Raw genomic sequence first — 23,349 nt, 5'->3', positions numbered from 1 at the left:
AGCGATCCAAGAGTTTGGTCGCTCAGGAAAAAATGAGCCGTCACATTTCTGTTCTGAAAATTAAAGACATCCCTGATCGTATTCGCACAGGAATCGACTTGTGGCAAAGCGCCGTCTGAATCACACCAGCGTCATTGAACCGGATATGACGCCGATGATTGATATCGTGTTCCAGTTGCTCACCTTCTTCATGGTGGTGATCAACTTCGAGAACACGAAGGCTGATGAACGCGTCAAGCTCCCGAAAGACCTGCTGGCCAAACCGCCCGAAGTCAAGCCGGCAGAAGAGCTGGTGTTGAACGTCGGCTTTGATCGTGATCTCTCCGGACGAAAACTTTCCGAAGAGCCCATCGTGTTCTATGCCGGTGATAAATTCACGATCAATAACTTCGGTCCGCTCCTCGAACAGGAAAAACGACTGGCGGAAGCCAAAGGTGGAAAGGGGGCGATTGACGAAACGACAGTCATCCTCCGGGCCGACAGTGAGGTACCGACAGGCAAAGTGCAGGAGCTGATTCGCAAGTGTCAGGAAATTGGCTACACCAAGTTTTCGCTCAAGGCCATTTCGGAAGAGAAGTGACGACAGTTTTTTATTTAAATCAGCAGATCTATCGAGAGACGTCCTGGTTCAGTGAGTGAGATCGAGTTTCATGGGCAGCAAACGCAGACCAGATACGGGCGGTAAAGTGGATGTGCCCATGGCACCCATGATTGATATCGTCTTTCAACTGCTCATTTTCTTCATGCTCCAACTGAAGATCATGGCTCCTGAAGGAAACTTCGATATCAACATGCCGCTGGGCCAGTCGTCACAACAGAGCAGCGATGCTCCTCTGGTGCCGGATATCAAGATCAAGCTGATTTCCGATGCCAATGGAAACCTCGCTCAGCTCAAATTTGGCGAGCGTAATCTCGGTGTGGGAGATGGAGCTTTCGAAGCCTTAGGGGCCGAAGTGCTCAAGATCATTGGCACTCCCGGCAACCCAGCCACCAAAGATATCGAAGTCGAGATCGATGCCGACTACGAACTTCACTACGAGTATGTCATCAAGGCGGTTTCACACTGCACAGGCAAGATCGATCCGCAGACCAAACAGCTTGTTCGCTATGTCGAGAAAATCAAGTTTGCCCCGCCGCGACTTCCTAAAAACAGCTGATCTATCACAGCAGGCAATTCAAGCGGCCCGGATGGTTATAAGAATCATCCGGGCCACTTCACGTTTATGATCCGAGGCTTAAGCCCAATACAGTTCGTCTGTGTGGCTGGGGTCAAACGTCTTCGTTTGCCCCCAGATCATTTGATACTGGTTGTTCGAAGTCATTTTGATGGGGAGTTATGAGGAAGTTTACCGATGCATCTGTGCTGGTGAACTCGATTGACCAGGGGGCGGATGAGGACATCCGACCCCTGCCACCCTTTCTTCCCTCTCCCACGCAGACGCGGGAGAGGGTTCCAGACTAAGGACATTGCCCCAGAATTTGGGTGTGAATAAGCCTGTTACAGTTCGGTCAGGGGCAGGTGGAACGTCTTGGCGACGGCGGCATTCGTCACCTGACCCGCATGAATATTCACGGCCCGATTCAACCCTGCATGGCCTTTGCACGCCGGCAACACGCCCTCTTTCGCAATCTTGAGGATGTAAGGGAGTGTCACGTTACACAGTGCATAGGTACTGGTACGGCCCACTGCGCCGGGCATGTTCGTGACACAGTAGTGCACAATGCCATCGACGACATATGTCGGGTCGGAATGTGTCGTTGGCCGAGTCGTTTCCACGCATCCGCCCTGATCGACAGCCACGTCGATAATCACTGCTCCATGCTTCATGTACTTCAGGTCTTCGCGAGAGACCAGATTGGGTGCTCGGGCACCTTCCACCAGCACAGCTCCAATCACCAGATCGGCGAGCTTGAGCTGCTGCCGGATATTATGTCGGTCACTGAAGAGCGTATTCACATTGGGAGGCATGATGTCTTCAAGATAGCGCAGCCGATCCACGTTGATGTCGAGAATCACCACGTCGGCCTGAAAGCCTGCAGCAATTCGAGCCGCATTCTTCCCGACCACACCACCACCCAGAATGGCAATATGAGCTGGTGCCACACCCGGCACTCCCGCCAGTAAAATCCCGCGGCCCAGTTGTGGCCGTTCGAGATACTTGGCTCCCTCCTGAATACTCATACGGCCAGCGATTTCACTCATGGGAGTCAACAGCGGTAAATCGCCCTGCGGCCCACGCAAAGTTTCATAGGCTATCGCCGTCACTCCACTCTCGATCACATTTCGAGTGAGCGTCTCACTGGCGGCAAAGTGAAAGTAAGTGAAGATCGCCTGGCCAGATCGCATCAGAGGGAACTCAGCCGCCTGTGGCTCTTTGACTTTGACGATCAGATCCGCCTGATCCCAGACTTCTTTCGCACTTGCCACAATCTGGGCGCCAGCCTCGGCATACTCTTCGTCTGAAATCCCACTGCCGACTCCCGCTCCCGCTTCAACCAGCACGGTGTGTCCAACACGCTTCAATTCCTCGACACCTACGGGGAGCATGGCCACGCGATACTCATCAACCTTCACTTCTTTCGGAACACCCACCCGCATGATCGCCCTTCCGCTCTAGCTCAATTCTGAAATGAACGCCTTGTCATTCCACTATATCGGTCATTGCCATTGTGGGCGATGTCAACAGATGCCGAGAGGGCGAGATTCATAGGATCTCGACCTCGACCTCGACCTCAATGACCAACAAAAAACCGTTCATGGCGTATCCACCACGAACGGTTCAAAAATCAGCCATCGTCAATCAACGACATGAGTGACCTGGAATTACTCCACGCCGATGGCCTTCACAAGATCGAGACCATTGAATGTCGAGCCACTGGCGTTGGTGTATGAGCCCATCGAAGGGACGAGAATCAGCTCGCCGATTTCCAGGTTCGGCAATTCCTGATCACGGCTGACCACATCTGTGGAATCGCATGTCGGGCCAGCGACCACACAGGGGAAGCAGGGACGATCCAGATGATTTTCGGCCATCAGGTTGAAATCGGTGTGATCGTAAACCTTGCCCGAGAATGAACCATAAAGACCATCGTCGATGATGTATTGTGTCGCTCCGTTAGGACGGACAGACTTCCCGATCACACTGGTGATCAAAGTCTGCGTATCCGCAGAGATCACACGGCCCGGCTCAGCAATCACCCGCACAGGCAGGTCGCCAAAGTGGATTTCGAGTGACTGGCGGACGATATCGCAATACGTTTCGAGGCTGATGATCGCTTCACGATAGGGAGCGGGCATCCCGCCACCAATATCGAGAATCTCGAGATCGATCCCTTCGCAGGCAGCGTCATCAAAGATCTGCCGCACTTTGGCCAGTGCACGGTCGTAGTCGCCTGGCTCCAGAGTTTGTGAACCCACATGGAACGAAATGCCACGAACATTCATGCCCAGCTCGCGTGCCTGACGGAGCAGATCAACCGCTTCGGAAGGAGCACAACCAAACTTGGCCGAGAGGTTGATCATGCTGGAAGCTGACGACATGGCGACTCGCAACAGCAGGCCGACATCAGGCGTCAGGCGATGAACTTTCTTGAGTTCTGTCGCATTGTCATAAACGAACAGACGCACGCCGGCTTCGTAGCAGGTCATGAGATTATCGACCGTCTTGCAGGGATGGGTGTGCAGCATCTGCTCGGGAGTAAAACCTGCCTGAAGAGCAGCTTTCAGTTCACCGACAGAGCAGATATCCACAGAGCCACCCAGCCTGCGCAGCGTGCGGAGAATGGTCAGGTCAGGATTACTCTTGGCAGCGTAGAACAGCTCCACACCAGGAAGACCTGCCTGAAGAATTTCATAGTTCCGAGCGACAACCGAGCGAGAGACACACATGAGAGGTGTGCCATACTCGGCGGCGAGTTCCTTCGCCTGCTCGAAAGAAACGACAGGTTCAGCAACGCGGTAGCCAACAGCGGATGCAGTACGGTCATCAAGAATTGCAGCCATGACAACGCTCCAGCAGGTAAACGGCAATCTTTTGCCGGTGGGGGATGCGAACGGGAAAAAACGGGGCGAGAAACTTCATTTCACTCCATGCGGCTGAAGACATTCGTTTGGTCTCTGCTCTGCGACCTGAGTGGCTGAGAAATCTCAGTCACTGAGAGTCGCACGACTGTCTGGAGTTCAAACCTGCCAGATCACTGAAGTTCGGGCATTGTGCTGAATTGCTTATTAGCAATTGAGTCACTGAGATTCGAAAACCAGGCAGAGGTGACAGAATCAGAAGGTGTTTGGAAGATCGCCTGTTGTTCAGCCAGTAACTGGCTGCCAGAGAAGCGTCAAACAGTAAACCTTCTGTTCAACCTAAAGAACGCCGTCCGCGAGATAGCTCACTGCAGCGACCGTTTGTTTACCCCCGCCGGCTGCGGGCAGCGGTATCATCGCTTGAGGAGGGGTGTTCGACTCAAAAGGCACAATGAACCATCCAGCCGAAGTGCATGAGTGCAGGCGGAAAGCCGAGTGCGTTTGCTGATACCTGTGGCCAGCGTCATCACCTGATCAACCAAGGCCAGCGAGCGAATGGCCGAATCATGGCGAATCGCTGAGGCCCGGCGGCGGTAGACAACACTGAGACGCCCGGAAAACATGCGGGCATTCATCGCCGAGAGCCAGCGACGCAGACCACCAATACCCAAACCCGACTCCGCAAAGCTCAGCGGAGCTGGCAAAACTGCCGGGGTGTGGATTGTCATGGTCTGTGGCATACTCGGTTTGACCCTAAGTTGAGTGTTTCGACTGCGGGATAATACGAACACAAACCGCCTTGGCCAAGATAAACCCGGACAAAATTCACCAAGTTCGGGAAAATTCGTCCGGCAGAATCGGCCAGAAGCCCTCTCCAAGGAGTCAATCTCGCCGATCCAAGCACCTGGCCTAGATGAAAACGTTGTTTTTCCCGAGAAAGATCAATCGCTCTGACCAGGAATTAGGTGTCCCGTAACATTCGCCGAATTCTCATCACGAGATTTCGACCGCCAGACGAGGGGAAAACAAGTCGATTTTCAAAAAAATACAGTGGCCAGTACACGCCTGGCCACTGCGAAATCGATTTATCTTCTGGAATTCGTCCCAACTTGGACTGCAAATGGCCGGAAAGGGACTATTTCCGTTCTGTCAGAGGCACAAGTTCTTCCCTTCGCGGCAAAACCTGTCGCTTGAAGGCGGTCGAATTGCTCGAAACCCACGGTCTCGGCCCGAGAGCTTCACGAGCAGGCTCTCTGGCAGGTTCAACGGCGGCCACTGATTTTTCAGACACCGACGAAGCTGTCTGCCGCTGGTTGTCGTCCACTCGGAGTGAAACCGGCAGACGCTGCGACTGAGAGTCAACCTCTCCCATCAGATAGGTCATGAACGTCTGGCTGGCACGATTCAGAACCACAATCCGACTGTTATCTCCCGCACCACCGCGTGGACGCACAATGCAGATGATTTCCGCATCGGGCGATTGATTCATCAATGCGGCCTCAGCAGCGGCATTCGTGCCACTGTTATTACTACCCGCAGCACCTGAAACTGCGCGATTGTTACCACCCCCAGCCATCAGGATGTCACCCATGGCTTCAGACGAACTTCCTGCATCAGCCGTGCGGGCGGCACTGGCGACAGCCGTATTCGCCCGGCCTCGACCTTCTCGTCGAACGAGAGCACCCAGCCGATGCTTTTCGAGCATGGTGCAGATGGGTTCCAAACCGGCATAAAGACCACGGCGTTCTTTCGTATCGGCAGCAATGCACACACCAGCCAATTGACCATCGGCTCGGAACAGCCCGCCACCGGAGCGACCCTGAATCGGCACTCCTGTGCATTCAATGTTTTCCGGCCCGTTGTAACGGTTGATGGCTGTCACCTTGTGACTTTCGCGTGAAGGATTGGCGCCTCCACCGCAGCCAATACTGAACATCTCTTCGCCCGGCCCGAGTCTCACATCCACAGGGGATAGCCGGGCCAAAGAAACGGCCTTTTCGGTGGGAATCATGATCAGACCCACATCCGCATCGAGATTGAAATCCATCACTTCGCCAAGGTAGGTCCGAGGACTCCCTTGAGCCTGGAAGACATCCACTTCGACAACAGGCTTGGATTTCAGATCACGGAAAATATGCCCGCAGGTGATGATCGTCGTGCGGCCAGCCTGGCTATCGACAATGGTTCCCGATCCATAGTTCGACATTCCACCCTGGCTGTCGCGAACTCGAATACGCACACTGGCCAAAGTGGGATCAACATGAGCCACTGTCATTTCGGCATCGTCTTCTGCATTGTTCCCGCGAAAGAGTTCGTTGGCGGGAGCTGCCGGTGGCTTAGGTTCTGCAGGAATAGAAGGATTGGCCGATCGGGTCAGGCCCATGCCTTCGCTAATCGAATTGAGAATTCCAGTGCGGGGAGCGGCGGGGGCATTGCGAGGGTTGGAGACAATTTCTGCTTCCAGACGCGATGATTCACCCAACACCGTGGTGGGTACGCCGTCGGCATCGAATGGTGAACTATTGGTCTTGGGCAGTGGTTTTGAACCTGGAACTGCCAGTCGCTCCTGCTGACCACGTGCGAGTTGTGAACCCTGCACGGCCTGCTCAGCCATCCGTCGCAATTGAGCTTCGTTGGTCATGCCGACAATGCGATTCACTTCTTTGCCGTCGATCACGAGGATAAATGTGGGCATGGAATCAACGCGAAACTGACGGGCGAGATTGGGTTCCTGATCCACATCCACTTTGCGAATCGCATAACCTTGTCTTTGCAGTTTCGAGACAATCGGGCTCATCTGCTGACAGGGCCCGCACCAGGAAGCGGTAAAGTCGAGTACGACAGAGTTGGCCGGTGTCCCTGCAGCTTTCAGCGTCTGATTCGAACCCCCCAGACCAGCCGGCCATGTCGTGGGACAGACAATGGCAACCACGGCGGCCACTAGCAAGGTCATCGTGAGAGCCATGGCACTCGCGAGACCTGCTGTGCGGGAAAGTTTGCCGTGAACGAAAAATCGAGAACTGCGGATTGTCGCTGGAAGCTCAGGCTCAAAAGCAGAAGCAACCGGTACTTCCGGAGTTGTCGCCTCGGCTGTTGCATCCGCTTCAGCAATGATCGAGCGATGGGACAGGGCAATCTGCAAGGCATGGGCCTGTGTCTTCGCAGGCTTAGAAACTTGATCGTGAGATCGAGAATGCAGAGATGACTTATTGGAAGATTCAACGCCCGATTCAGAGACTACGGCTGAGCGGGAAACTCTCGATGCTTCCTGAGTCAGCTTTGTCTCAGGGAGGGAGTTCACCTCCGCAGGCCGACGGGAGCTATCGGCAACAGGCACCGGTTGATCAGCCGATGGGATTTCTCCGTACCAGCCGGGAACCTGTCCTGCAAACGACTCGGTCGTGGGCGAAACATGGCGTGCAATGGTCGAATCTCGATCCATGCAAGGCCTCCTTGCCTTGTTCGACTTGTAAATCTTTCCAGAACGATTGGTAAAACTTACTAGCGTTTTTACCAATCGCATCTGGCCCGAAGTGATCGTCATCCATGACTCGCAACTTCGGCGAAGCATGCGGAAGTTATCCTCCGCAACAATTTAGCTCAAGACAAACTTCTGCAGACACCTTTTCCGAGGAGCATGTACTGAACATTCAACTCGTGGAAGCGACGGCAGAATCTGCCGAAGAACCATAACAGCAGCTCGCGTGCCAGTTGCTTCGATTGCCTTGTTCATTCGCTTTTTCTGAGAAACACAGTCACGCTAAGCCGTATCGTTTCTGCATAGTGAGCTTCGTTTGCAAAGGTTGTCCATGACTCCCGCTACTTGCCATTTTCGAGATGAACTCCTGGAACGATTCTTGCGCTATGTGCGCATCGAAACGACGGCGGACGAAACCAGCCAGACTGTTCCCAGCACCATGAGCCAGCTCGATCTCTCCCGACTGCTGTTCGCGGAATGTGAGGCCATGGGGTTGGCCGATTGTTCGATGAGTCCTCACGGGGTCGTCATGGCCACAGTCCCAGCGACCATTCCGGACGGAGCCGGGGGGAAGAAACTTCCCGCGATTGCCTGGATTGCTCATGTCGATACTTCACCTGAGTACAGTGGGAAAAACGTTCAGCCCATTGTGCATCGCCATTACGATGGCCGGGACATTCATCTGCCAGCCGACCCTCGGCAGATCCATCGCCCTTCCGAACAGCCCGAACTGGCTGCTGCCGTGGGACACACCATCATCACGACCGATGGCTCGACACTGTTGGGTGGCGATGATAAAGGGGGCGTGGCTGTCATCATGCAGGCTGCGCGAGAACTGATGCGCAGTGATCTTCCCCATGGGCCGATCCGGCTCTGCTTTACCTGCGATGAAGAAATAGGCCGCGGCACCGATCATCTCGATCTGGCGGCTCTCGACTGCATTTGCGGCTACACACTCGATGGTGGTGGGCAAGGTGTCGTCGATAACGAAACATTCTCGGCTGATCAGGCCGTGATCACTGTCAAAGGGGTCAACACCCACCCTTCTGTCGGCAAAGGAGTCATGGTCAATGCCATTCGTATTCTGAGTGAACTCATCGCGCGCCTGCCTAAACTCGCGGTTTCACCAGAAACAACCGACGGCCGCGACGGGTTTATTCATCCTTACCATCTCGAAGGGGGAGTGGCCCAAGCTTCCGCCCGGCTCATTCTGCGAGACTTCGAAACCAGCGGATTAGCAGCACAGGCCCGGATCCTGCAATCGATCGCAGAGTCGTTGAAGGTCGAATATCCGCGTGCCACGATCGAAATCGCGATCCATCCGCAGTATCGCAACATGCGCGACGGATTGGCCAAAGAACCCCGAGCTGTGCCGAAGGCTCTGGCTGCCATGAAAGCCGCCGGGATCGAACCGATATTGAGTATCATTCGTGGCGGAACGGATGGTTCTCTCCTTACGGCTAAAGGTTTGCCTTGCCCGAATCTCTCGACTGGCCAGCATAACCCGCATTCGCCACTCGAATGGGCCAGCCTCGATGAAATGGAAGTGGCTGTCAAAGTACTGATTCAGCTCGCTATCGAGTGGGGTAAGCTCGAATAAGCCGTTCGTCATCGCGTCACTGCAAAAAGTCAAGTCGCCTGGAAAAGTGAGCCTGCTGTGTTCTCAGAGCCACCTCGATTGCTGCAGTTATCGCCAGTGGATCATGTTGCGGTGGCAACACAGAATCTGCCAGCGGGTTCTGTGACGCACGAAGGCCAGGAACTTCTCATCAGGCAACCAGTGCGTGCCGGGCACAAGGTGGCCTTGCTTCCGATCGCAGCAGGAACACCCATTCTCAAGTACGGCCAGCCATTCGCCATCGCTTCACGAGATATTCTGGCAGGCGAACATGTGCATACTCACAATGTACGAGTGATGGGGCCGGAGGATTGCCAGCAATTGGCGAAGCCGAATTCAGCCAGTTCATCTCATGATCGATCAACAAGCCCGACAACCCATGTTGAAAATGAGATGACGTTTGCCGGGATTCGGCGGCCTGATGGCCGGGTGGCCACGCGAAACTATGTGGCAGTTATCGGCACAGTCAATTGTTCTTCCACTGTGGTGCGAAAAATTGTGCGTGCCATTTCACAAGATCTTCTGAACCAGTACGAAAACGTCGATGGAGTCATCCCGCTGGTGCATAGTGGTGGCTGTGCCATGGAGTTTGGCGGGACAGATCATCGGCAGCTGGCACGCATTCTGGGTGGATATGCCAGGCATCCCAACATTGGAGCCTATCTTCTGGTCGGGCTGGGCTGTGAAACAGGACAGGGATCTTTTCTGATCGAACAGGAAGGACTTGTGCAACTGCGGCGTTCCGGTGAAGTTCAGCAGTCGGCACCACCATTGCTGGTCAATATCCAGGAAGCGGGTGGAGTCCGCCGAACGATTGAACGCGCGCTGGCGGCTTTAAAAGAACTTCTTCCCGAAGCAAACAAGTGCCAGAGAGAATCGATCCCCGCCAGCGAACTGGTGATGGGTTTGAAGTGCGGTGGCAGTGATGGCTTCAGCGGCCTGACGGCGAATCCAGCACTTGGTGTCGCCAGCGATCTGCTGATTTCTCAGGGTGGGACAGCACTCCTTGCGGAGACGCCGGAAATATTTGGTGGCGAGCATCTTCTGGCATCGCGATCGATCGATTCAGAAGTCTCTCAGAAGTTACTTGATAAAGTCGCCTGGTGGCGTGCCTACGCCGCTAAGTTCGGCACCACGCTCGATGGCAACCCGTCGTTTGGGAACAAAGAGGGTGGCCTGACGACGATTGTCGAGAAATCGCTCGGAGCGATTACCAAAGGTGGTGCTTCGCCACTGGTCGATGTCCTCGATTATGCCGAGCGGGTTCGTCATCGCGGGTTGAACTTTATGGATTCACCCGGCTACGACCCTGCCAGTGTGACCGGCCTGATTGCCAGTGGTGCCCATGTCGTTTGCTTCACCACAGGCCGGGGAAGTTGCTTTGGCTCCAAGCCCGCTCCTACTCTCAAAATTTCCACCAACACCTCGTTATTCGAGCGACTTTCGGAAGAGATGGATTTTGATGCAGGTCGCGTCCTTTCCGGAGCTTCGATCTCACAGACAGGCCAAAATCTGCTACGGAAGGTTCTCAAAGTCGCCAGTGGTGAAAAGACCTGCAGCGAGCAGCAAGGCTTCGGAGACGATGAATTCTTCCCCTGGACTCCCGGGCCGGTACTGTAACGACCTCATACCATCACAACTTAGCGTGATCGCGAGCCAAGGGTGGCCACGCCATCCGCATGTGGCTTTTGAACCCTCGCCCGCGTCTGCGTGGGAGATGGCAGGGTGAGGGTCTTCTGCATTTCTCTTTGTTGAGTGATGCAAAAATTTTGCTTCTACGTAACTTGCACCGGTGAGCGGATTACTACAACAGCCAGTCGAACTGCAGCCAGTCTTTGAACAGGAATTCGAGCCGCATGGTCAAGAGTGTAATTCGGCCCATGACGGTATAGGCGAATGATGCACCGAAGGTGATCATCAGCACAAAGACTCCCATTCTCGACAGCCTGCCAAACGCCCCGCGATGCTCAATTGAAAAGATGAAGTAGCTGAGACTGCTGATCACGCAGGCAATAATCGACGTATTTCGCAGCGAGAGCAGCCAGTCGATTTTGAGTGGTGCACCGGCTTCAGCACTGTTCGGGACCATCACGACCAGTGGCAGGATGGTGCTTCGAATCTGCTCGACAAAATCTGATTCGATAATCAAGACCAGCCTCAGCCCTGCCATCGTTCCCACAATGAGAGCTAACGGCCACCTTGCCAGCCAGCTGAATGAAGGGATCAGTCGGGCCAGCAGCATGGCTCCGAGAAGTAATGGAAACAGTGCGGAGAGATCAGGAGCGGTATACCCGAAAATCCGCCACGAGCCTGGAGGAATCTGCAAACCAGGGAGCACTGTCGCCTGAGCCAGATCCGGAAGCAACTTCGCGAAGACCAGCGGCACCAGACTTGACCAGAAGGCGACCACAAACCAGTAGCCGGCAGAGACACCCACCATCAGCGACTCGGCCAGTTTGTAAAACATGTTGTCGCGAAAGAGCGATGAAAAGACAGCCAGCGTAATTGCTGCCGCCAGCCAGACTCCTAACGTTCGTTGCCACGAGATAAAACCTTTGGCCTTCTCTTCGTCCGTGGCATTAGGTTTCAACTCGATATAATCCGGAATCAGAGTGTTGTTTTTGGCCTTAATCGTTTGGGCTTGAACGTAGACTGTTCCGTAAAGACCTTGCTTATAAACGCCCCAGCCCACCAGAAAACAAAGGCCAATAACCATCAACGAGATTTGAAACTTCCACCAGAAATCCCGCGGAGGACTGCCCGCGACTCCTAGATCTGTGGAAGATGCCATATCGGCTGACTGATTCATGCCGGCCCTCCTTGAGCAGGAGTGACATCGGCTCGATGAGAATTTGCACCCACACCATAAACATTGAGCGGGAAGCAGCGCGAGAGGACGTACAGAATATTGCCAGTCACAATCAGGCAAATCATCAACAGATGGGCCCACAGTTGTGGCCCCATACGCTGTAAACCTTCGTTGAGTTTGGGCTCTGCAAACCTGGGATACTTTTCAGAAAGAGCGGCTTCGTATTCAGCGGCTCCTTTAATCGCAGCGAGAATCCCCAGCACGCGATCCGGAATGTAAGGGTACAACTGCGGGCCTTGCACTCCAGTGCAACCAACCGCCATCGGTGTGCGTGTGGTCGTGGTGGCATATTGCACCCATTCCTTGGCCCCCGGATAACCTGCCGAAACATTCAGCAGCAGATCAAAGTCCTTTAGCTTATGGATCCCTTCCATCATCGGAATGTTTTCCAGACTGGTTCCTCGGGCATCCGTGGGAAAAAGGGCGCGAAGATTGTCTGCCACCTTCTTGATGGCGACCACCTCGCCGGCCTGATAGCCCAGAAACATCCAGTCTTTGCCATATTCGAGATTCTTCTCGGCGAACTCATCATTCAGGACTTCATTGGTGTTCTCATTGATCAGCGGGGATGCGGCTGGCCAAAGCGTCATCAGATAAATCTTGTGCCCCCGGCTGGCGAGATGACGGAGGAACGAAACCGCCATCGGATTCAGTTCGGCTGCAGAGGCCGGGTCGTAATCCATCGAAACCAGCACGCGTGAGCCCGGCTTCAACTCTTCAATATGATTGAACACCGCTTTGACGTTCGCAGTCGGCTTTTCCGGGAATGTTGCCTTAGTGAGGACAGGAATACCCACGGCCAGCAGCATCAACAGAAAAATCCAGCGGCGATCAATATTCGCTGCCCCCAGCTTGGCGAGCAGATGACCCCAATGCAGGGGCTGTCGAGACGACGACGATTGATCATCGTCTGCCTTCGAAGTTGTTGGCCCTGAGGGTGTGGAGGACATACCGTTCTCTTTGTCGGACATCTCGCCCGGAGGCTTGAAAGCGCTCCCTCACGGGCGAGTCATATCATGTTCAGTACGCTAATCGGTTGCTCGCGTGGCCGCTACTGCCATCCGTGCAAAATCAGCCACACACCAGTCAGTTCTGATCTGTAACGGTCTGTACTCTGTTGGCTGGTCGTAAGTCGTTAAGGCCGCTCGGCTGCAATCTCGGGAATCTCACGAATCCAGATGTTGCGGAACCGGACAGGATTGCCATGAAACTGTAATTGGAAAGGAGCCTCCGGTGGATGGGCCTTGTACTTGGGGGGAGAATCCCAGGCGGTCATGCCGAGAATTTCCGTGTGGTTCTGAATCAAGACACCATTGTGAAGAACGGTCACATACCCGGGTTTAAGCAGAGCCCCTTCAGCACTGAATCGGGGCGCATTGAAAATGATGTCGTAACTTTGCCACTCGCCGGGTTTGCGGGAGGCATTGACCAGAGGTGGCTTGGTCTTATAGAGCGAACCGGCCTGACCATCGAAGTAAGTCGGATTTTCGAACGAGTCGAGAATCTGAATCTCGTACTGACCCATCAGATAGACACCGCTGTTGCCTCGCCCCTGGCCTTTGCCTTCGACCTTTTCGGGAGTGGCCCATTCAATGTGGAGCTGGCAGTCACCAAAACTCTCTTTCGATGAAATCCCCCCACCCTTAGCAATGGCATAGCCATTTTCAATGACCCACTTCTCGCCACCCTGAAACTGATCAAGACTTTTGCCATCAAACAACACCAGGGCATCGCAGGGGGGATCGCCGGGATTTGTGCCAGGTGTCACGACAACAGGCTCAGCCCAGCGAATCCCGCTCACCCATTCGCCAGAACTCACGATTCCCGCACCGGCGACCAGCACGGCACAACTGATCATGGCAACTCTGACAAAACGGGGTCGATTCGTGCCCCAGCAAGACAACTTCATGATGACCATCCCTCTCAGAAAACCAACAATGACTCTGATCACGGCAGCATCTCACTATGGCCCATTTGAGGCCTGACCTCAAGAATTGAGTGTGAAAAGTCTTCTGGACGAATCTGCGAGATCTATTGAGCGAGGTTCGTTGTGGCAGGTATCTGAACCAGACAGGGGATCAGTCGCGAAAGCAGGGGCTTGCTCGTCGTGTGGAGGAGATGTCAAAATCGAGGCCATCGCGGGCAATCCCTGATACGTTTTCTATGACCTGACAGCGTTCGATGTGATGTATGCAATGTGCCATGCTTGCGGCTCTGGGCAGGCATGCCTTCGCAGGTCACAACGTGCTGTTGTTTACTGGATAACTTACGAGGTTGATCAGATCGCTACTTCCCGTGGAAATTCACATTTCATTGCAGGACAAACAGATGCCAACAGGGCTCGGACGGAATTGCGATTCGGTTGATCTGCTGCACCCCCTCCATGCGTTGACGACTCTTTGCCTGGTGCTGACAGGCGTGATTGTCTCCAGCGGTGTTGCTGCGGCACAGACTGGGCCAGAGACACCCGCAGCCCGAAATGTGGCCTATGTCGAAAATGGCCATCAGAGGCAACGACTGCACGTCTACCTGCCAGCGACCGGAAAGAACTGGCCACTCGTGATCTGGATTCATGGTGGCGGCTGGGAAAGTGGAAATCATGACTATTCACCAGCGCGTTTTCTCGTGAATGAAGGGTTTGCAGTAGCGAGTATTGGCTACCGGCTTTCGACGGATGCTCCCTTTCCGGCACAGATTCAGGACTGCAAGGCTGCCATTCGCTGGTTGAAAAAGCAGGCCCCCAGGTTCGGCTACAATCCCGAGCGTGTCGGTGTCTGGGGTCAATCCGCCGGCGGTCACCTCGCCAGTCTGGTAGGAACCACCGGGGCCGATTCGATCTTTGATGTGGGTGCAAATCTTGAAAGTAAAAGTAACGTGCAAGTAGTGATTGATTTCTGCGGGCCGACCGATCTTTCGCTCTATGGTCAATCGAAGGCCGATGACACTCTGGGAAGGCTGATCGGCGGACCGATTCAGAACAATGCTGCCAAAGTGAAGGCCGCCAATCCGCTGAGTTATATCCAAAAAGATCAGCTTCCCGCTTTTCTGATTGTGCATGGCGATCGCGACAACATCGTTCCCATCAAACATAGTGAGCTTCTGGTGAACGCACTCAAAGCCAATGGTGGCGATGTGACCTATCATATTGCCAAGGGAAAGCAGCACGATGTCCGGGAAAATGACACGCCCCAGAGAGTGACTGCCTTTTTCAAAGCGAACCTGCAGAAGTGATCTCTTTCGACAATGTTTAATCTCGCCAGATTCTTGAGACCTTGTTCTCTCAAAACCTGGGCTAGAACGAGGTGGCGACGAATAGCTTCGACAAGCGAGTTGGCAATGGTAATGATCAAGGCATGATTTATCTCGACCATAATGCCACGACGAAACCACTCCCTGAGGTGGTTGAAGTGGTTTCGAACTGTCAGCAGGAAGCCTGGGCCAATCCGGGTTCGCGCCATGCCATGGGCCGACGTGCCAGACGAGTTCTGGATGACAGTCGGGAATCGATTTCGAGCCTGCTCGGCGCCGCTCCTGAGGAATTGATCTTCACATCAGGAGGAACGGAATCAATCAATCTGGCGCTGCGAGGTCTCGTGGGAACCCGGCCCGGCGTCATTGTGATGGGCTCGGGAGAACATCCTGCCACCGTAGAAACCTGCCGCTGGCTGGCCATGGTGCAAGGTCACAAGCTGCTCGAAATTCCTGTCAATTCTCAAGGTGAGTTGAGAACACCCGACCAGTGCGAGATTCCCTGGGATGATGTCCGACTGGTGACGATTCTCTGGGGGCATAATGAAACTGGTGTGATTCAACCGATTGATCCATGGAGCCATGCCTGCCGCGATCGAAACATTCCATTGCATCTAGATGCCGTGCAGATGATTGGCAAAATGCCACTGGAAGAGGTGTCGTTTCGAAAGACCGGTGCGACCGCCATCAGTTTTGCCAGTCATAAGTTTCATGGCCCGCGCGGAATTGGGGGTTTGCTCCTTTCGCCAGCAGCGCGGTTAACACCACTGCTCACGGGCGGGCACCAGGAACGAGATCGCCGGGCGGGGACAGAGTTCACACCACTGGTTGCGGGAATGGCGAAAGCCCTGGAATTGTTTGCCCGGGAAGGAAGTTCCGCATATCAGCGCATGATCGAGTTGAGGAAACTGCTGGAGGATCATCTTCTCGATAGTTCTGCCCCGGCTCATGTGTTTGGAATCGAGGCTTCAAGCCGCCTGCCCAATACCATTCAAGTTGCCTTCGAAAATGTGCCAGCAGAGGCTTTGCTGGTGAATCTCGATCTGGCTGGTATCGCCTGTTCGGCTGGCAGCACCTGTGCCAGTGGTTCGATGGAGCCTTCCCCCATCCTGCTGGCCATGGGGGTGCAGCCAGAGCTTGCCAAGTGCTCGATTCGATTGAGCCTCGGGCGATTCACCACGCGCGAGGAAATCATGAGTGCGGTTTCCATCATTGCCCGCACTGTGCAGCGCTTACGGGATCAGGCTGCTCAATAGACTTAATGAGTTTTAAGCAATCGTGACCTGACCTCAGCAATATGAGCCGCACAGGCTTTGCGAGCATCGTTAAAGCCTGCGACTGTTCGAGATGGATCTTTGAGGTAACCGAGGACAATGGCTTCGGCTTTCGCAAGTTCACGGCAGACATCGGGAACTTCGCTCGCGATTTCCGGCGGTATGGTACTCACTCCATTGCGGTCGCCATGAAGCAGATCGCCGGGATAGATGGTGATGCCACCCACTGTGACAGGGACGTTGATCGCGAGGATATGGCAATACCCATGGGCAGCGATGGAGCCACTGGTAAAAGCGGGAAACTTGAGGGGAGCGACCTGATCGAGGTCGCGACCGGCACCAGAGGTGATGATGCCTTTGGCACCAAAACTTTGATAGGTCGTACACATCACTTCGCCGAATGTGGCCGAAGCGACGGGCTCATCCAGATCCTGAAAAACGATCACGGGCGGGCCGGGAATACTGGCCATGGCTTCAACTTGTGCACCCATGCTGCCGTAAGCATCTCCGCCACGGGGTGGCTTCTGGCTGCGGAAGGTGCTGGTGAGAGCAAAGCCGACCATCGGTGGAAGATCCGGAAAGCAGGCCCGGATGGACGAATTCATGTAGCCTTCATTACGAGGCCGGAGATCCCAAAGCTCGACCGCATTGCAGATCGTGGGAGTATCGAAGAGTGCCAGTTCCGTGAGGGTTTGCGGCGAGATGACTACGGACATGAAAGATCCCGGAAGAAAATGTTCAAGATCATCGGCAATCACAATTGAGATCACTCAAGGGAGTGACAACCGGTTCTCAGATGCTCTGCTCAAGTTGTATCGCATACTTGCGCGTCGATTGCATTATCGCCGTACGCTTGAAAAATTGCGAACACGCATTTCCGAAACCTGTCCACCAGCCTGGCTAGTCACATCATTACAATCGAAAAGGCGAAAAGAGTACTACGTCTCGCGATCGAAGCATCCGTGCCCATTCTTGTTGCGGTGGTTGATTTGTGTCTACGAGATGATTGATACCATGACAGTTTTGCCAGTCACCGCTTATGAGCCAACGGAGGAATGATGAAAGAAATCAAAATCAGTCCGGAGGAACTCCGGGCAAAACAACAAGCTGCTCAGGCTGGTCGAGTCAAAGACAGTGCCGGGTTGGTTCGTGCGATGAAGGCTGCTGGTGAGCTGACACATTCAGGATGGTTACGTCGGCAAATTCATGAACATCGAGAGATCCCACTGGAACTGCTGTGTCAGTCAGCAGACATCACTTCCGCACAGCTAAACGACTTCCTGGAAGGTCTGGGACCATTGTCTACGGTGCAGGTGGATGCGATTTGCGCTGCTTTGGGAATCATTCCAGCAGGTACCGAAAAGGTCGCTTGAGTTGATCAATCCAAACGTTCGAAACTAGTCAATACCCAGCTGCTGTCGATAGTAATGGACGGTCTTCTCAAGACCTTCCGCCAGTGGAATCTGCGGCTCCCACTTCAGCATCGCTTTCGCGCGGGTGATATCCGGGCAGCGCTGTTTCGGGTCATCTTGAGGCAGGGGGCGGAAGTCGATGGTGCTCTTTGAACCTGTGGCTTTGAGAACCTGCTCTGCGAGTTCGAGCATGGTATATTCCCCTGGATTTCCGATATTCACCGGGCCAGTATGAATCCCCTGATCCATCAGTGCCATGATGCCGCGCACGAGATCATCGACATAGCAGAAGGAACGGGTCTGGCTGCCATCACCATAGACAGTGAGTGGCTCCCCTTTGAGAGCTTGTGTGATAAAGTTCGAAATCACCCGCCCGTCGTTGGGATCCATCCGCGGGCCGTAAGTGTTAAAGATGCGGACAATGCGAATCTCGAGCTGATGAGCCAGGTGATAGTTCATGCACAGCGATTCAGCAACGCGCTTCCCTTCGTCATAGCAACTGCGTGGCCCTAACGGATTGACATGCCCCCAGTAATCTTCGGTTTGAGGATGTACCACCGGGTCGCCATAAACTTCCGAAGTGCTGGCCTGCAGGATGCGGGCTTTGCAGCGCTTGGCCAGACCCAGCATGTTGATCATCCCCAATGTCGAGGTCTTGATCGTCTTGATGGGGTTGTACTGATAAGCCACTGGCGAAGCAGGGCAAGCCATGTTGTAAATGCGATCGGCATCAAGTGTGATCGGATGGACAATATCGTGATCCACCAGTTGAAACTGCGGATGATCTTTCAGGTGAGAAATATTGGCCATGCGGCCTGTGAAAAAGTTGTCGAGGCAGATGACTTTGTCGCCTCGCTCAATGAGACGGTCACAAATATGACTTCCCACAAAACCTGCACCACCAGTGACGAGTACTGTCGCAGCCACGGATTACCACCTGCGTGAAAGGAGATTGAATATCTCAACGTCAAAAATTGCACGACCAATAACGACCGTGCGTCCGTCAGGATTCTCCCGCCACCTGTGGAGCGTTCGCAAGACGGAAACTCCCTGTTTACTCAAAAGTGAACAGAACTCTGTACTTGTCTCGGGGTTTGCTGCCTTCAAGTGGCGGCAAACAACCCGCAGAATCGTTACAGGCGGATATGATCGAGTGCGTCTTTCGGGTCGAGAATGTAGCTCGTATAAAATGGTCCAAACTCGGCATAGTGAGCCGAGGCATGGTCAAACCGCATGGTGTAAACAATCTCCTTGAGATATTCCGGAGTTCGTCCCCAGAGAGTGACACCCCACTCCCAGTCATCGAGTCCAGTGGAAGCGGTGATGAGCTGCGAGACTTTCCCTGCGAAAGCAATGCCACTGGTGGCATGTTCGGCCATCAAGGCACTGCGCACACTGAAAGGCTCTTCGTACCAGTTGGCGAGTGGAAGCCGGGCCTTATTCATCGGGTAAAAACACATCACGGGCCAGGCGGGGAAATCCGGGCAGAGACGCTGCTGATTCATCATCGGGAGTCGCTGGCGATACCCATTCACCCGGGCCTGAAAAGCTGGTTCTTCGGGATTGCCACCTTCACGAATCAGTCGTTCAGCGAACTGCTCGACGGTGGGAACGTACTCTGAAACCTCGGTAATCGAGACGAATGAGTAAGTTGGATCGAGTGCGACACCCAAGGTACTGGCCCGGATCTTCTGCCGCAGCCGTTCAATTTTGAAGGGGTCGGCATCCATCAGCATGAGCGAAAGATCAGCCCGATGCCCCGCCACGACAGACGTCTGTAAACGGACAGGAGCCTCAGGGGCATCGGGCCGGAGCAGTTCTAAAAGTTCTTCGCGGCCGCTCGCCCGCTGGCTGTCTGTCAGACGGGCATAATGGGCCTGATTGACCTGATAGTAGATGTGCAGGCAGTGCCAGCCTTCGCGGAGAATGGCTGAAGGTGGAGGAAGATCTCGCTGTGGGGCTGGATGATTCATGGAAGGTCACTTGATCGATAGACAAATCCGCAGGATGAAGAATGTCCTCATCTGTGTGCGATTGTAGTCTCTGGGGCGACTGAGTTCACGCGGGTCGAATGAGGATGACTTTCATGCTTCCTGAGGACTCATCACTTCGAATGAAGCTGAGGAACTGGCCGCCGAGAAATCTTTCATCGAGCCACGAGGAAATTTCTCAACGTGAAAGATAAGTGGTATCAGAAATCATGGCCTCATAAGCCAGAGCCAGTTGATCCAGGCGTTCTTCGGAAAGGTTGCCAGCCTGCCTGCGAATCTCGAGCTGCTGCTTGTAATTGGCCAGCAGCTGTGCCCGGTCGTAACGGGCAAAGGCCACCATCTCTCCCAGCTTGCTCCCCTGAATCAGCTTGGTAATGTGCCACCTTCCTTCGGCATCCATCACCACATGCGCCTCATTGGGAAGCCCGAACAGATTGTGGAAACTTCCCATCACTTCCTGATAGGCACCCACTAGAAAAATCCCCAGATAATACGGCTCTTCCGGCTTCCATTTGTGAAGCTCAAGAACTTCCCGCACATCTTTCAGATCGACAAATTTGTCAATCCGCCCATCCGAATCGCAGGTGACATCCACAAGTGTCGCAAAATCGGTCAAAGGTTCGTCGAGCCGATGAATGGGCATAATCGGGAAGAGTTGCCCAATGGCCCAGCTATCAGGGACCGAGCGAAAGAGCGAAAAATTACACAGGTACTTCGCAGCCAGAATACGCCGTAAGTCTTCGAATTCTTCAGGTGGCGATTTGACGCCATCAGCTTCTTTCAATGCCCGCGCACACGTTTCCCAGAAGAGGACTTCCCCTTTGGCCCTGTCTTCCAGACTGATCAGCCCGAGATTGAACTGCGTGTGCAGTTCGTCTTTGTGCTCGAGTGCGTCGTGATAAAACTCAGTGAAATTCTTGCGATTGATCCCGTCGCAAAGCGCTTTCAGTTCGACAATCACCTGCGGGTCGTCATCATCAACAGTCACTTCGGGCTTATCATCGGCAAAAGTTTCAATCTCATCGCGAATGCTGGTAATCAGGACGGCATGATACGCCGTCATCATGCGGCCGCTCTCGGTCACCAAATGTGGATGCGGCACATTCTCTTCATCGCAGACCGATTTGATCGTATAGACCACATCGTTCGCGAACTCCTGAACCGTGTAGTTCATCGAGGATTCAAAGCGGGTCTTCGAGCCATCGTAATCCACACCCAGGCCGCCACCGATATCCATCGTATCGATGGGAGTGCCCAGTTGCCGGAGTTTGGCGTAAACGCGGGCGGCTTCCTTCATCGCCATTTTGACGCGTTTGATCTCCGTGATCTGTGAGCCGATGTGCGAGTGCAGGAGCTTGAGTGAACTCAGTCGGCCACGATCTTTAAGCAGCCGGACACAATCGAGCAGCTCAGACGTCGTCAGACCAAACTTGGCGGAATCACCACCCGAAGAGGCCCATTTGCCAGAGCCGCGGGAATACAGTTTTGATCGCAGTCCGATCATGGGCATGACGCCGGTTTCATCTGCCAGATTGAGCGTGGTGATCAACTCGCTGAGCTTTTCAATCACGATGACGACGTTCTTGCCCGCTTCGACCCCCAGCATGGCCAGGCGAATAAACGAATCATCCTTAAAGCCATTACAGATCAGCAGCGAATTGGGATGCTGCACCTGAGCCAGGCCGGCATAAAGTTCGGGCTTGGAACCACATTCCAGACCCACGTTGAAGCGGGCTGAGTCTTTGAGAAACTCTTCGACAACTTCCCGACGAGGATTCACCTTCATCGGGAAGACCGGAAAGTGTCGGCCCTGGTAGCCGTATTCTTCGATGGCCTGAATGTAAGATGTGGCCAGCTTTTTAAGCTGATTGGTGAGAATCTGCGGGAATCGCAGGAGCAGTGGAGTGTGCAACTTCCGTTCATCGCGCAGGGAATTGACCAGCTCGAACAGATCGAGCGATCGTGGATCATCGGCGGCGGGCCTCGCAATCAGATGGCCCTTCGAATTGATATCGAAGTATCCCGCTGACCAGTTTTCGACTCCGTAAACGTTCTGCACAACCTGCAGTTGTTCTTCGTCCATGGACATGGAGGTTGCTCTATCGCTGAGGAGTCACTGGTGATTTACAACACTGGTGAAATACAACACGGTTGCTGTCAAGCGGGTGATGGATCACCTGCAGGATGATATAGCCGCACTACTTTGGATTTGCACGGAGTGAACCATTGCGATAGGCGGCTGCCATGGCCAGTGGAATCTGGGCTTCGGCCAGCACCACTTTCGCCTGGTTTTCGACTGTAAGGGCCCGCATTTCCTGTTCGGCAGCAACGGCCCGAGCTCGACGCTCCTCGGCTTTGGCACGGGCGATTCGCTTATCAGCTTCTGCCTGATCGGCCTGGAGCCGGGCACCAATGTTGTCACCCACGTCGATGTCGGCAATGTCGATCGAGACGATCTCATAAGCGGTCTGGGAATCGAGCCCCTTATCCAGCACAGCCTTGGCGATCAGTGAAGGATTCGAGAGGACATCGTAATGGGTCTGGCACGAACCAATCGCCGAGACGATCCCTTCACCCACGCGGGCAATCACCGTGTCTTCAGTCGCACCACCGACCAGTTGGGAAATGTTGGTTCGCACAGTGACGCGGGCTTTGGCTTTGAGCTGAATGCCGTTGCGAGCGACGCCATCGAGTGTGGTGCGTCCGAAGTGAGCCGGATCGGGGCAATCAATCACCTTGGGATCGACACTTGTACGAACAGCTTCCAACACATTGCGGCCCGCGAGATCAATCGCCGATGCGGTATCCCAGTCGAGGTCAATATTCGCCCGGTGAGCCACAATCAACGCGCGGACAACGGTATTGATATTCCCGCCCGCCAGCATGTGAGCTTCGAGTTTGGAGCGTGTGATGCCGGAAATTCCCGACTGGGTGGACATGATGAGTGCATCGACAATCTGCGGCGGATTGATCTTTCGCAGCGACATGAAGAGCAGCGAAAAAGGATTGATCCGCACACCGGCAAAGGAGGCCCGCAACCACAGATTGAAGTACGAAGCCAGGGCGATGAAGAGAATAATGCCAATGATCGCGAGGAAGATCACTCCCACGATGATCAGAGCCGTAATGATCTCATTCATAAAGGTTTTCCCTGGGTTTCGCTGAAGGAAAGAGCTTGAATTGAACGGGAGTCGCCACACATCGTCTGATCTGGCAGACGAGCCCGTCTTGGAGTAACGAGTATTCTAGGGAAGTGGATCATGCACCCGCAAGACGCTGGCATCGACATCTGTTCAAAAACCTGTACAGCGATGTGCTTAGGCTCAAAGAAATCGGGGACTCAGCTGAGCGCCTCATCACGCTGTTCACAATCTGCGCGGTTTGAATCCTCAATGTTGATTTACAACTACTCATACGGATTCCAGTATTCGACCGCG

At 54.1% G+C, this 23,349-nt stretch carries 19 protein-coding genes; 7 read left to right on the top strand and 12 right to left on the bottom strand.

Annotated features, from left to right (window positions below):
* Positions 1-100 precede the first annotated feature (100 nt).
* Positions 101-580 carry an ExbD/TolR family protein gene (locus PLIM_RS19575; RefSeq protein ID WP_013112049.1) on the top strand — a complete coding sequence of 160 codons (480 nt, stop codon included), beginning with the start codon at positions 101-103 and terminating at the stop codon, positions 578-580.
* Positions 581-698: 118 nt separating this feature from the next.
* Positions 699-1,157 (top strand): ExbD/TolR family protein, encoded by a 459-nt coding sequence (locus PLIM_RS19570; RefSeq protein WP_230849347.1) that lies wholly within the window; start codon positions 699-701, stop codon positions 1,155-1,157.
* A gap of 341 nt (positions 1,158-1,498) precedes the next feature.
* Here PLIM_RS19570 and ald read toward each other — a convergent pair whose 3' ends face one another.
* From ald to PLIM_RS24620, 4 genes are all read right to left on the bottom strand, one after another.
* Positions 1,499-2,599 (bottom strand): alanine dehydrogenase, encoded by a 1,101-nt coding sequence (ald, locus tag PLIM_RS19565; RefSeq protein WP_013112047.1) that lies wholly within the window; start codon positions 2,597-2,599, stop codon positions 1,499-1,501.
* 225 nt (positions 2,600-2,824) lie between these two features.
* Positions 2,825-4,003 carry a type III PLP-dependent enzyme gene (locus PLIM_RS19560; protein ID WP_013112046.1) on the bottom strand — a complete coding sequence of 393 codons (1,179 nt, stop codon included), beginning with the start codon at positions 4,001-4,003 and terminating at the stop codon, positions 2,825-2,827.
* Positions 4,004-4,434: 431 nt separating this feature from the next.
* Positions 4,435-4,761, bottom strand: a complete 327-nt coding sequence (locus PLIM_RS19555; protein WP_013112045.1) for a hypothetical protein — start codon at positions 4,759-4,761, stop codon at positions 4,435-4,437.
* 395 nt (positions 4,762-5,156) lie between these two features.
* Positions 5,157-7,463 (bottom strand): thioredoxin domain-containing protein, encoded by a 2,307-nt coding sequence (locus PLIM_RS24620; protein WP_013112044.1) that lies wholly within the window; start codon positions 7,461-7,463, stop codon positions 5,157-5,159.
* 367 nt (positions 7,464-7,830) lie between these two features.
* Here PLIM_RS24620 and pepT point away from each other — a divergent pair, with 367 nt between their 5' ends.
* Complete coding sequence (pepT, locus tag PLIM_RS19545) at positions 7,831-9,099, top strand: peptidase T (protein ID WP_013112043.1); 1,269 nt, start codon at positions 7,831-7,833, stop codon at positions 9,097-9,099.
* 111 nt (positions 9,100-9,210) lie between these two features.
* Entirely contained in the window at positions 9,211-10,737 is a 1,527-nt protein-coding gene (locus PLIM_RS19540) for a UxaA family hydrolase (RefSeq protein WP_230849346.1), read from the top strand.
* Between the two features lie 184 nt (positions 10,738-10,921).
* Here PLIM_RS19540 and PLIM_RS19535 read toward each other — a convergent pair whose 3' ends face one another.
* The 3 genes from PLIM_RS19535 to PLIM_RS19525 form a co-directional block, all read right to left on the bottom strand.
* On the bottom strand, positions 10,922-11,926 hold the full coding sequence (locus tag PLIM_RS19535) for a hypothetical protein (RefSeq protein ID WP_013112041.1): 1,005 nt from the start codon (positions 11,924-11,926) through the stop codon (positions 10,922-10,924).
* On the bottom strand, positions 11,923-12,936 hold the full coding sequence (locus tag PLIM_RS19530; RefSeq protein WP_013112040.1) for a hypothetical protein: 1,014 nt from the start codon (positions 12,934-12,936) through the stop codon (positions 11,923-11,925). The genes PLIM_RS19535 and PLIM_RS19530 overlap by 4 nt, the downstream gene beginning before the upstream one ends.
* A 185-nt stretch (positions 12,937-13,121) precedes the next feature.
* A complete protein-coding gene (locus tag PLIM_RS19525) occupies positions 13,122-13,895 on the bottom strand; it encodes a 3-keto-disaccharide hydrolase (RefSeq protein ID WP_013112039.1) in 774 nt (257 codons plus the stop codon).
* 419 nt (positions 13,896-14,314) lie between these two features.
* Here PLIM_RS19525 and PLIM_RS19520 point away from each other — a divergent pair, with 419 nt between their 5' ends.
* Positions 14,315-15,217 (top strand): alpha/beta hydrolase, encoded by a 903-nt coding sequence (locus PLIM_RS19520; RefSeq protein WP_013112038.1) that lies wholly within the window; start codon positions 14,315-14,317, stop codon positions 15,215-15,217.
* A gap of 122 nt (positions 15,218-15,339) precedes the next feature.
* Complete coding sequence (locus PLIM_RS19515; RefSeq protein WP_013112037.1) at positions 15,340-16,491, top strand: cysteine desulfurase family protein; 1,152 nt, start codon at positions 15,340-15,342, stop codon at positions 16,489-16,491.
* Between the two features lie 2 nt (positions 16,492-16,493).
* On the opposite strand, the gene PLIM_RS19510 is transcribed toward PLIM_RS19515, so the two are convergent.
* Positions 16,494-17,225, bottom strand: a complete 732-nt coding sequence (locus tag PLIM_RS19510; RefSeq protein WP_013112036.1) for an RraA family protein — start codon at positions 17,223-17,225, stop codon at positions 16,494-16,496.
* A gap of 339 nt (positions 17,226-17,564) precedes the next feature.
* On the opposite strand from PLIM_RS19510, the gene PLIM_RS19505 reads away from it, so the two are divergent.
* Positions 17,565-17,882 (top strand): hypothetical protein, encoded by a 318-nt coding sequence (locus tag PLIM_RS19505; RefSeq protein ID WP_148227195.1) that lies wholly within the window; start codon positions 17,565-17,567, stop codon positions 17,880-17,882.
* Positions 17,883-17,906: 24 nt separating this feature from the next.
* Here PLIM_RS19505 and PLIM_RS19500 read toward each other — a convergent pair whose 3' ends face one another.
* The 4 genes from PLIM_RS19500 to floA form a co-directional block, all read right to left on the bottom strand.
* Entirely contained in the window at positions 17,907-18,848 is a 942-nt protein-coding gene (locus PLIM_RS19500) for a UDP-glucuronic acid decarboxylase family protein (RefSeq protein ID WP_013112034.1), read from the bottom strand.
* 206 nt (positions 18,849-19,054) lie between these two features.
* Positions 19,055-19,894: a hydrogen peroxide-dependent heme synthase gene (gene hemQ / locus PLIM_RS19495; protein ID WP_013112033.1), complete on the bottom strand. Its 840-nt coding sequence runs from the start codon at positions 19,892-19,894 to the stop codon at positions 19,055-19,057.
* Between the two features lie 196 nt (positions 19,895-20,090).
* Positions 20,091-22,001, bottom strand: coding sequence for a biosynthetic arginine decarboxylase (gene speA, locus PLIM_RS19490; protein WP_013112032.1), 1,911 nt, complete (start codon positions 21,999-22,001; stop codon positions 20,091-20,093).
* 109 nt (positions 22,002-22,110) lie between these two features.
* Entirely contained in the window at positions 22,111-23,052 is a 942-nt protein-coding gene (gene floA / locus PLIM_RS19485; protein WP_013112031.1) for a flotillin-like protein FloA, read from the bottom strand.
* Between the last annotated feature and the right edge of the window lie 297 nt (positions 23,053-23,349).

It is taken from the genome of Planctopirus limnophila DSM 3776 (assembly GCF_000092105.1).
GTDB lineage: Bacteria > Planctomycetota > Planctomycetia > Planctomycetales > Planctomycetaceae > Planctopirus > Planctopirus limnophila.
This window is presented reverse-complemented; position numbering and strand designations above follow the sequence as displayed.

Excerpts from the sequence above, each read along its gene's own strand:
- PLIM_RS19570 (WP_230849347.1), top strand. The coding sequence starts at position 699 with ATGGCACCCATGATTGATATCGTCTTTCAACTGCTCATTTTCTTCATG.
- ald (WP_013112047.1), bottom strand. The coding sequence starts at position 2,599 with ATGCGGGTGGGTGTTCCGAAAGAAGTGAAGGTTGATGAGTATCGCGTG.
- PLIM_RS19560 (WP_013112046.1), bottom strand. The coding sequence starts at position 4,003 with ATGGCTGCAATTCTTGATGACCGTACTGCATCCGCTGTTGGCTACCGC.
- PLIM_RS19555 (WP_013112045.1), bottom strand. The coding sequence starts at position 4,761 with ATGCCACAGACCATGACAATCCACACCCCGGCAGTTTTGCCAGCTCCG.
- PLIM_RS24620 (WP_013112044.1), bottom strand. The coding sequence starts at position 7,463 with ATGGATCGAGATTCGACCATTGCACGCCATGTTTCGCCCACGACCGAG.
- pepT (WP_013112043.1), top strand. The coding sequence starts at position 7,831 with ATGACTCCCGCTACTTGCCATTTTCGAGATGAACTCCTGGAACGATTC.
- PLIM_RS19535 (WP_013112041.1), bottom strand. The coding sequence starts at position 11,926 with ATGAATCAGTCAGCCGATATGGCATCTTCCACAGATCTAGGAGTCGCG.
- PLIM_RS19530 (WP_013112040.1), bottom strand. The coding sequence starts at position 12,936 with ATGTCCTCCACACCCTCAGGGCCAACAACTTCGAAGGCAGACGATGAT.
- PLIM_RS19525 (WP_013112039.1), bottom strand. The coding sequence starts at position 13,895 with ATGAAGTTGTCTTGCTGGGGCACGAATCGACCCCGTTTTGTCAGAGTT.
- PLIM_RS19520 (WP_013112038.1), top strand. The coding sequence starts at position 14,315 with ATGCCAACAGGGCTCGGACGGAATTGCGATTCGGTTGATCTGCTGCAC.
- PLIM_RS19515 (WP_013112037.1), top strand. The coding sequence starts at position 15,340 with ATGATTTATCTCGACCATAATGCCACGACGAAACCACTCCCTGAGGTG.
- PLIM_RS19510 (WP_013112036.1), bottom strand. The coding sequence starts at position 17,225 with ATGTCCGTAGTCATCTCGCCGCAAACCCTCACGGAACTGGCACTCTTC.
- PLIM_RS19505 (WP_148227195.1), top strand. The coding sequence starts at position 17,565 with ATGATGAAAGAAATCAAAATCAGTCCGGAGGAACTCCGGGCAAAACAA.
- hemQ (WP_013112033.1), bottom strand. The coding sequence starts at position 19,894 with ATGAATCATCCAGCCCCACAGCGAGATCTTCCTCCACCTTCAGCCATT.
- speA (WP_013112032.1), bottom strand. The coding sequence starts at position 22,001 with ATGTCCATGGACGAAGAACAACTGCAGGTTGTGCAGAACGTTTACGGA.
- floA (WP_013112031.1), bottom strand. The coding sequence starts at position 23,052 with ATGAATGAGATCATTACGGCTCTGATCATCGTGGGAGTGATCTTCCTC.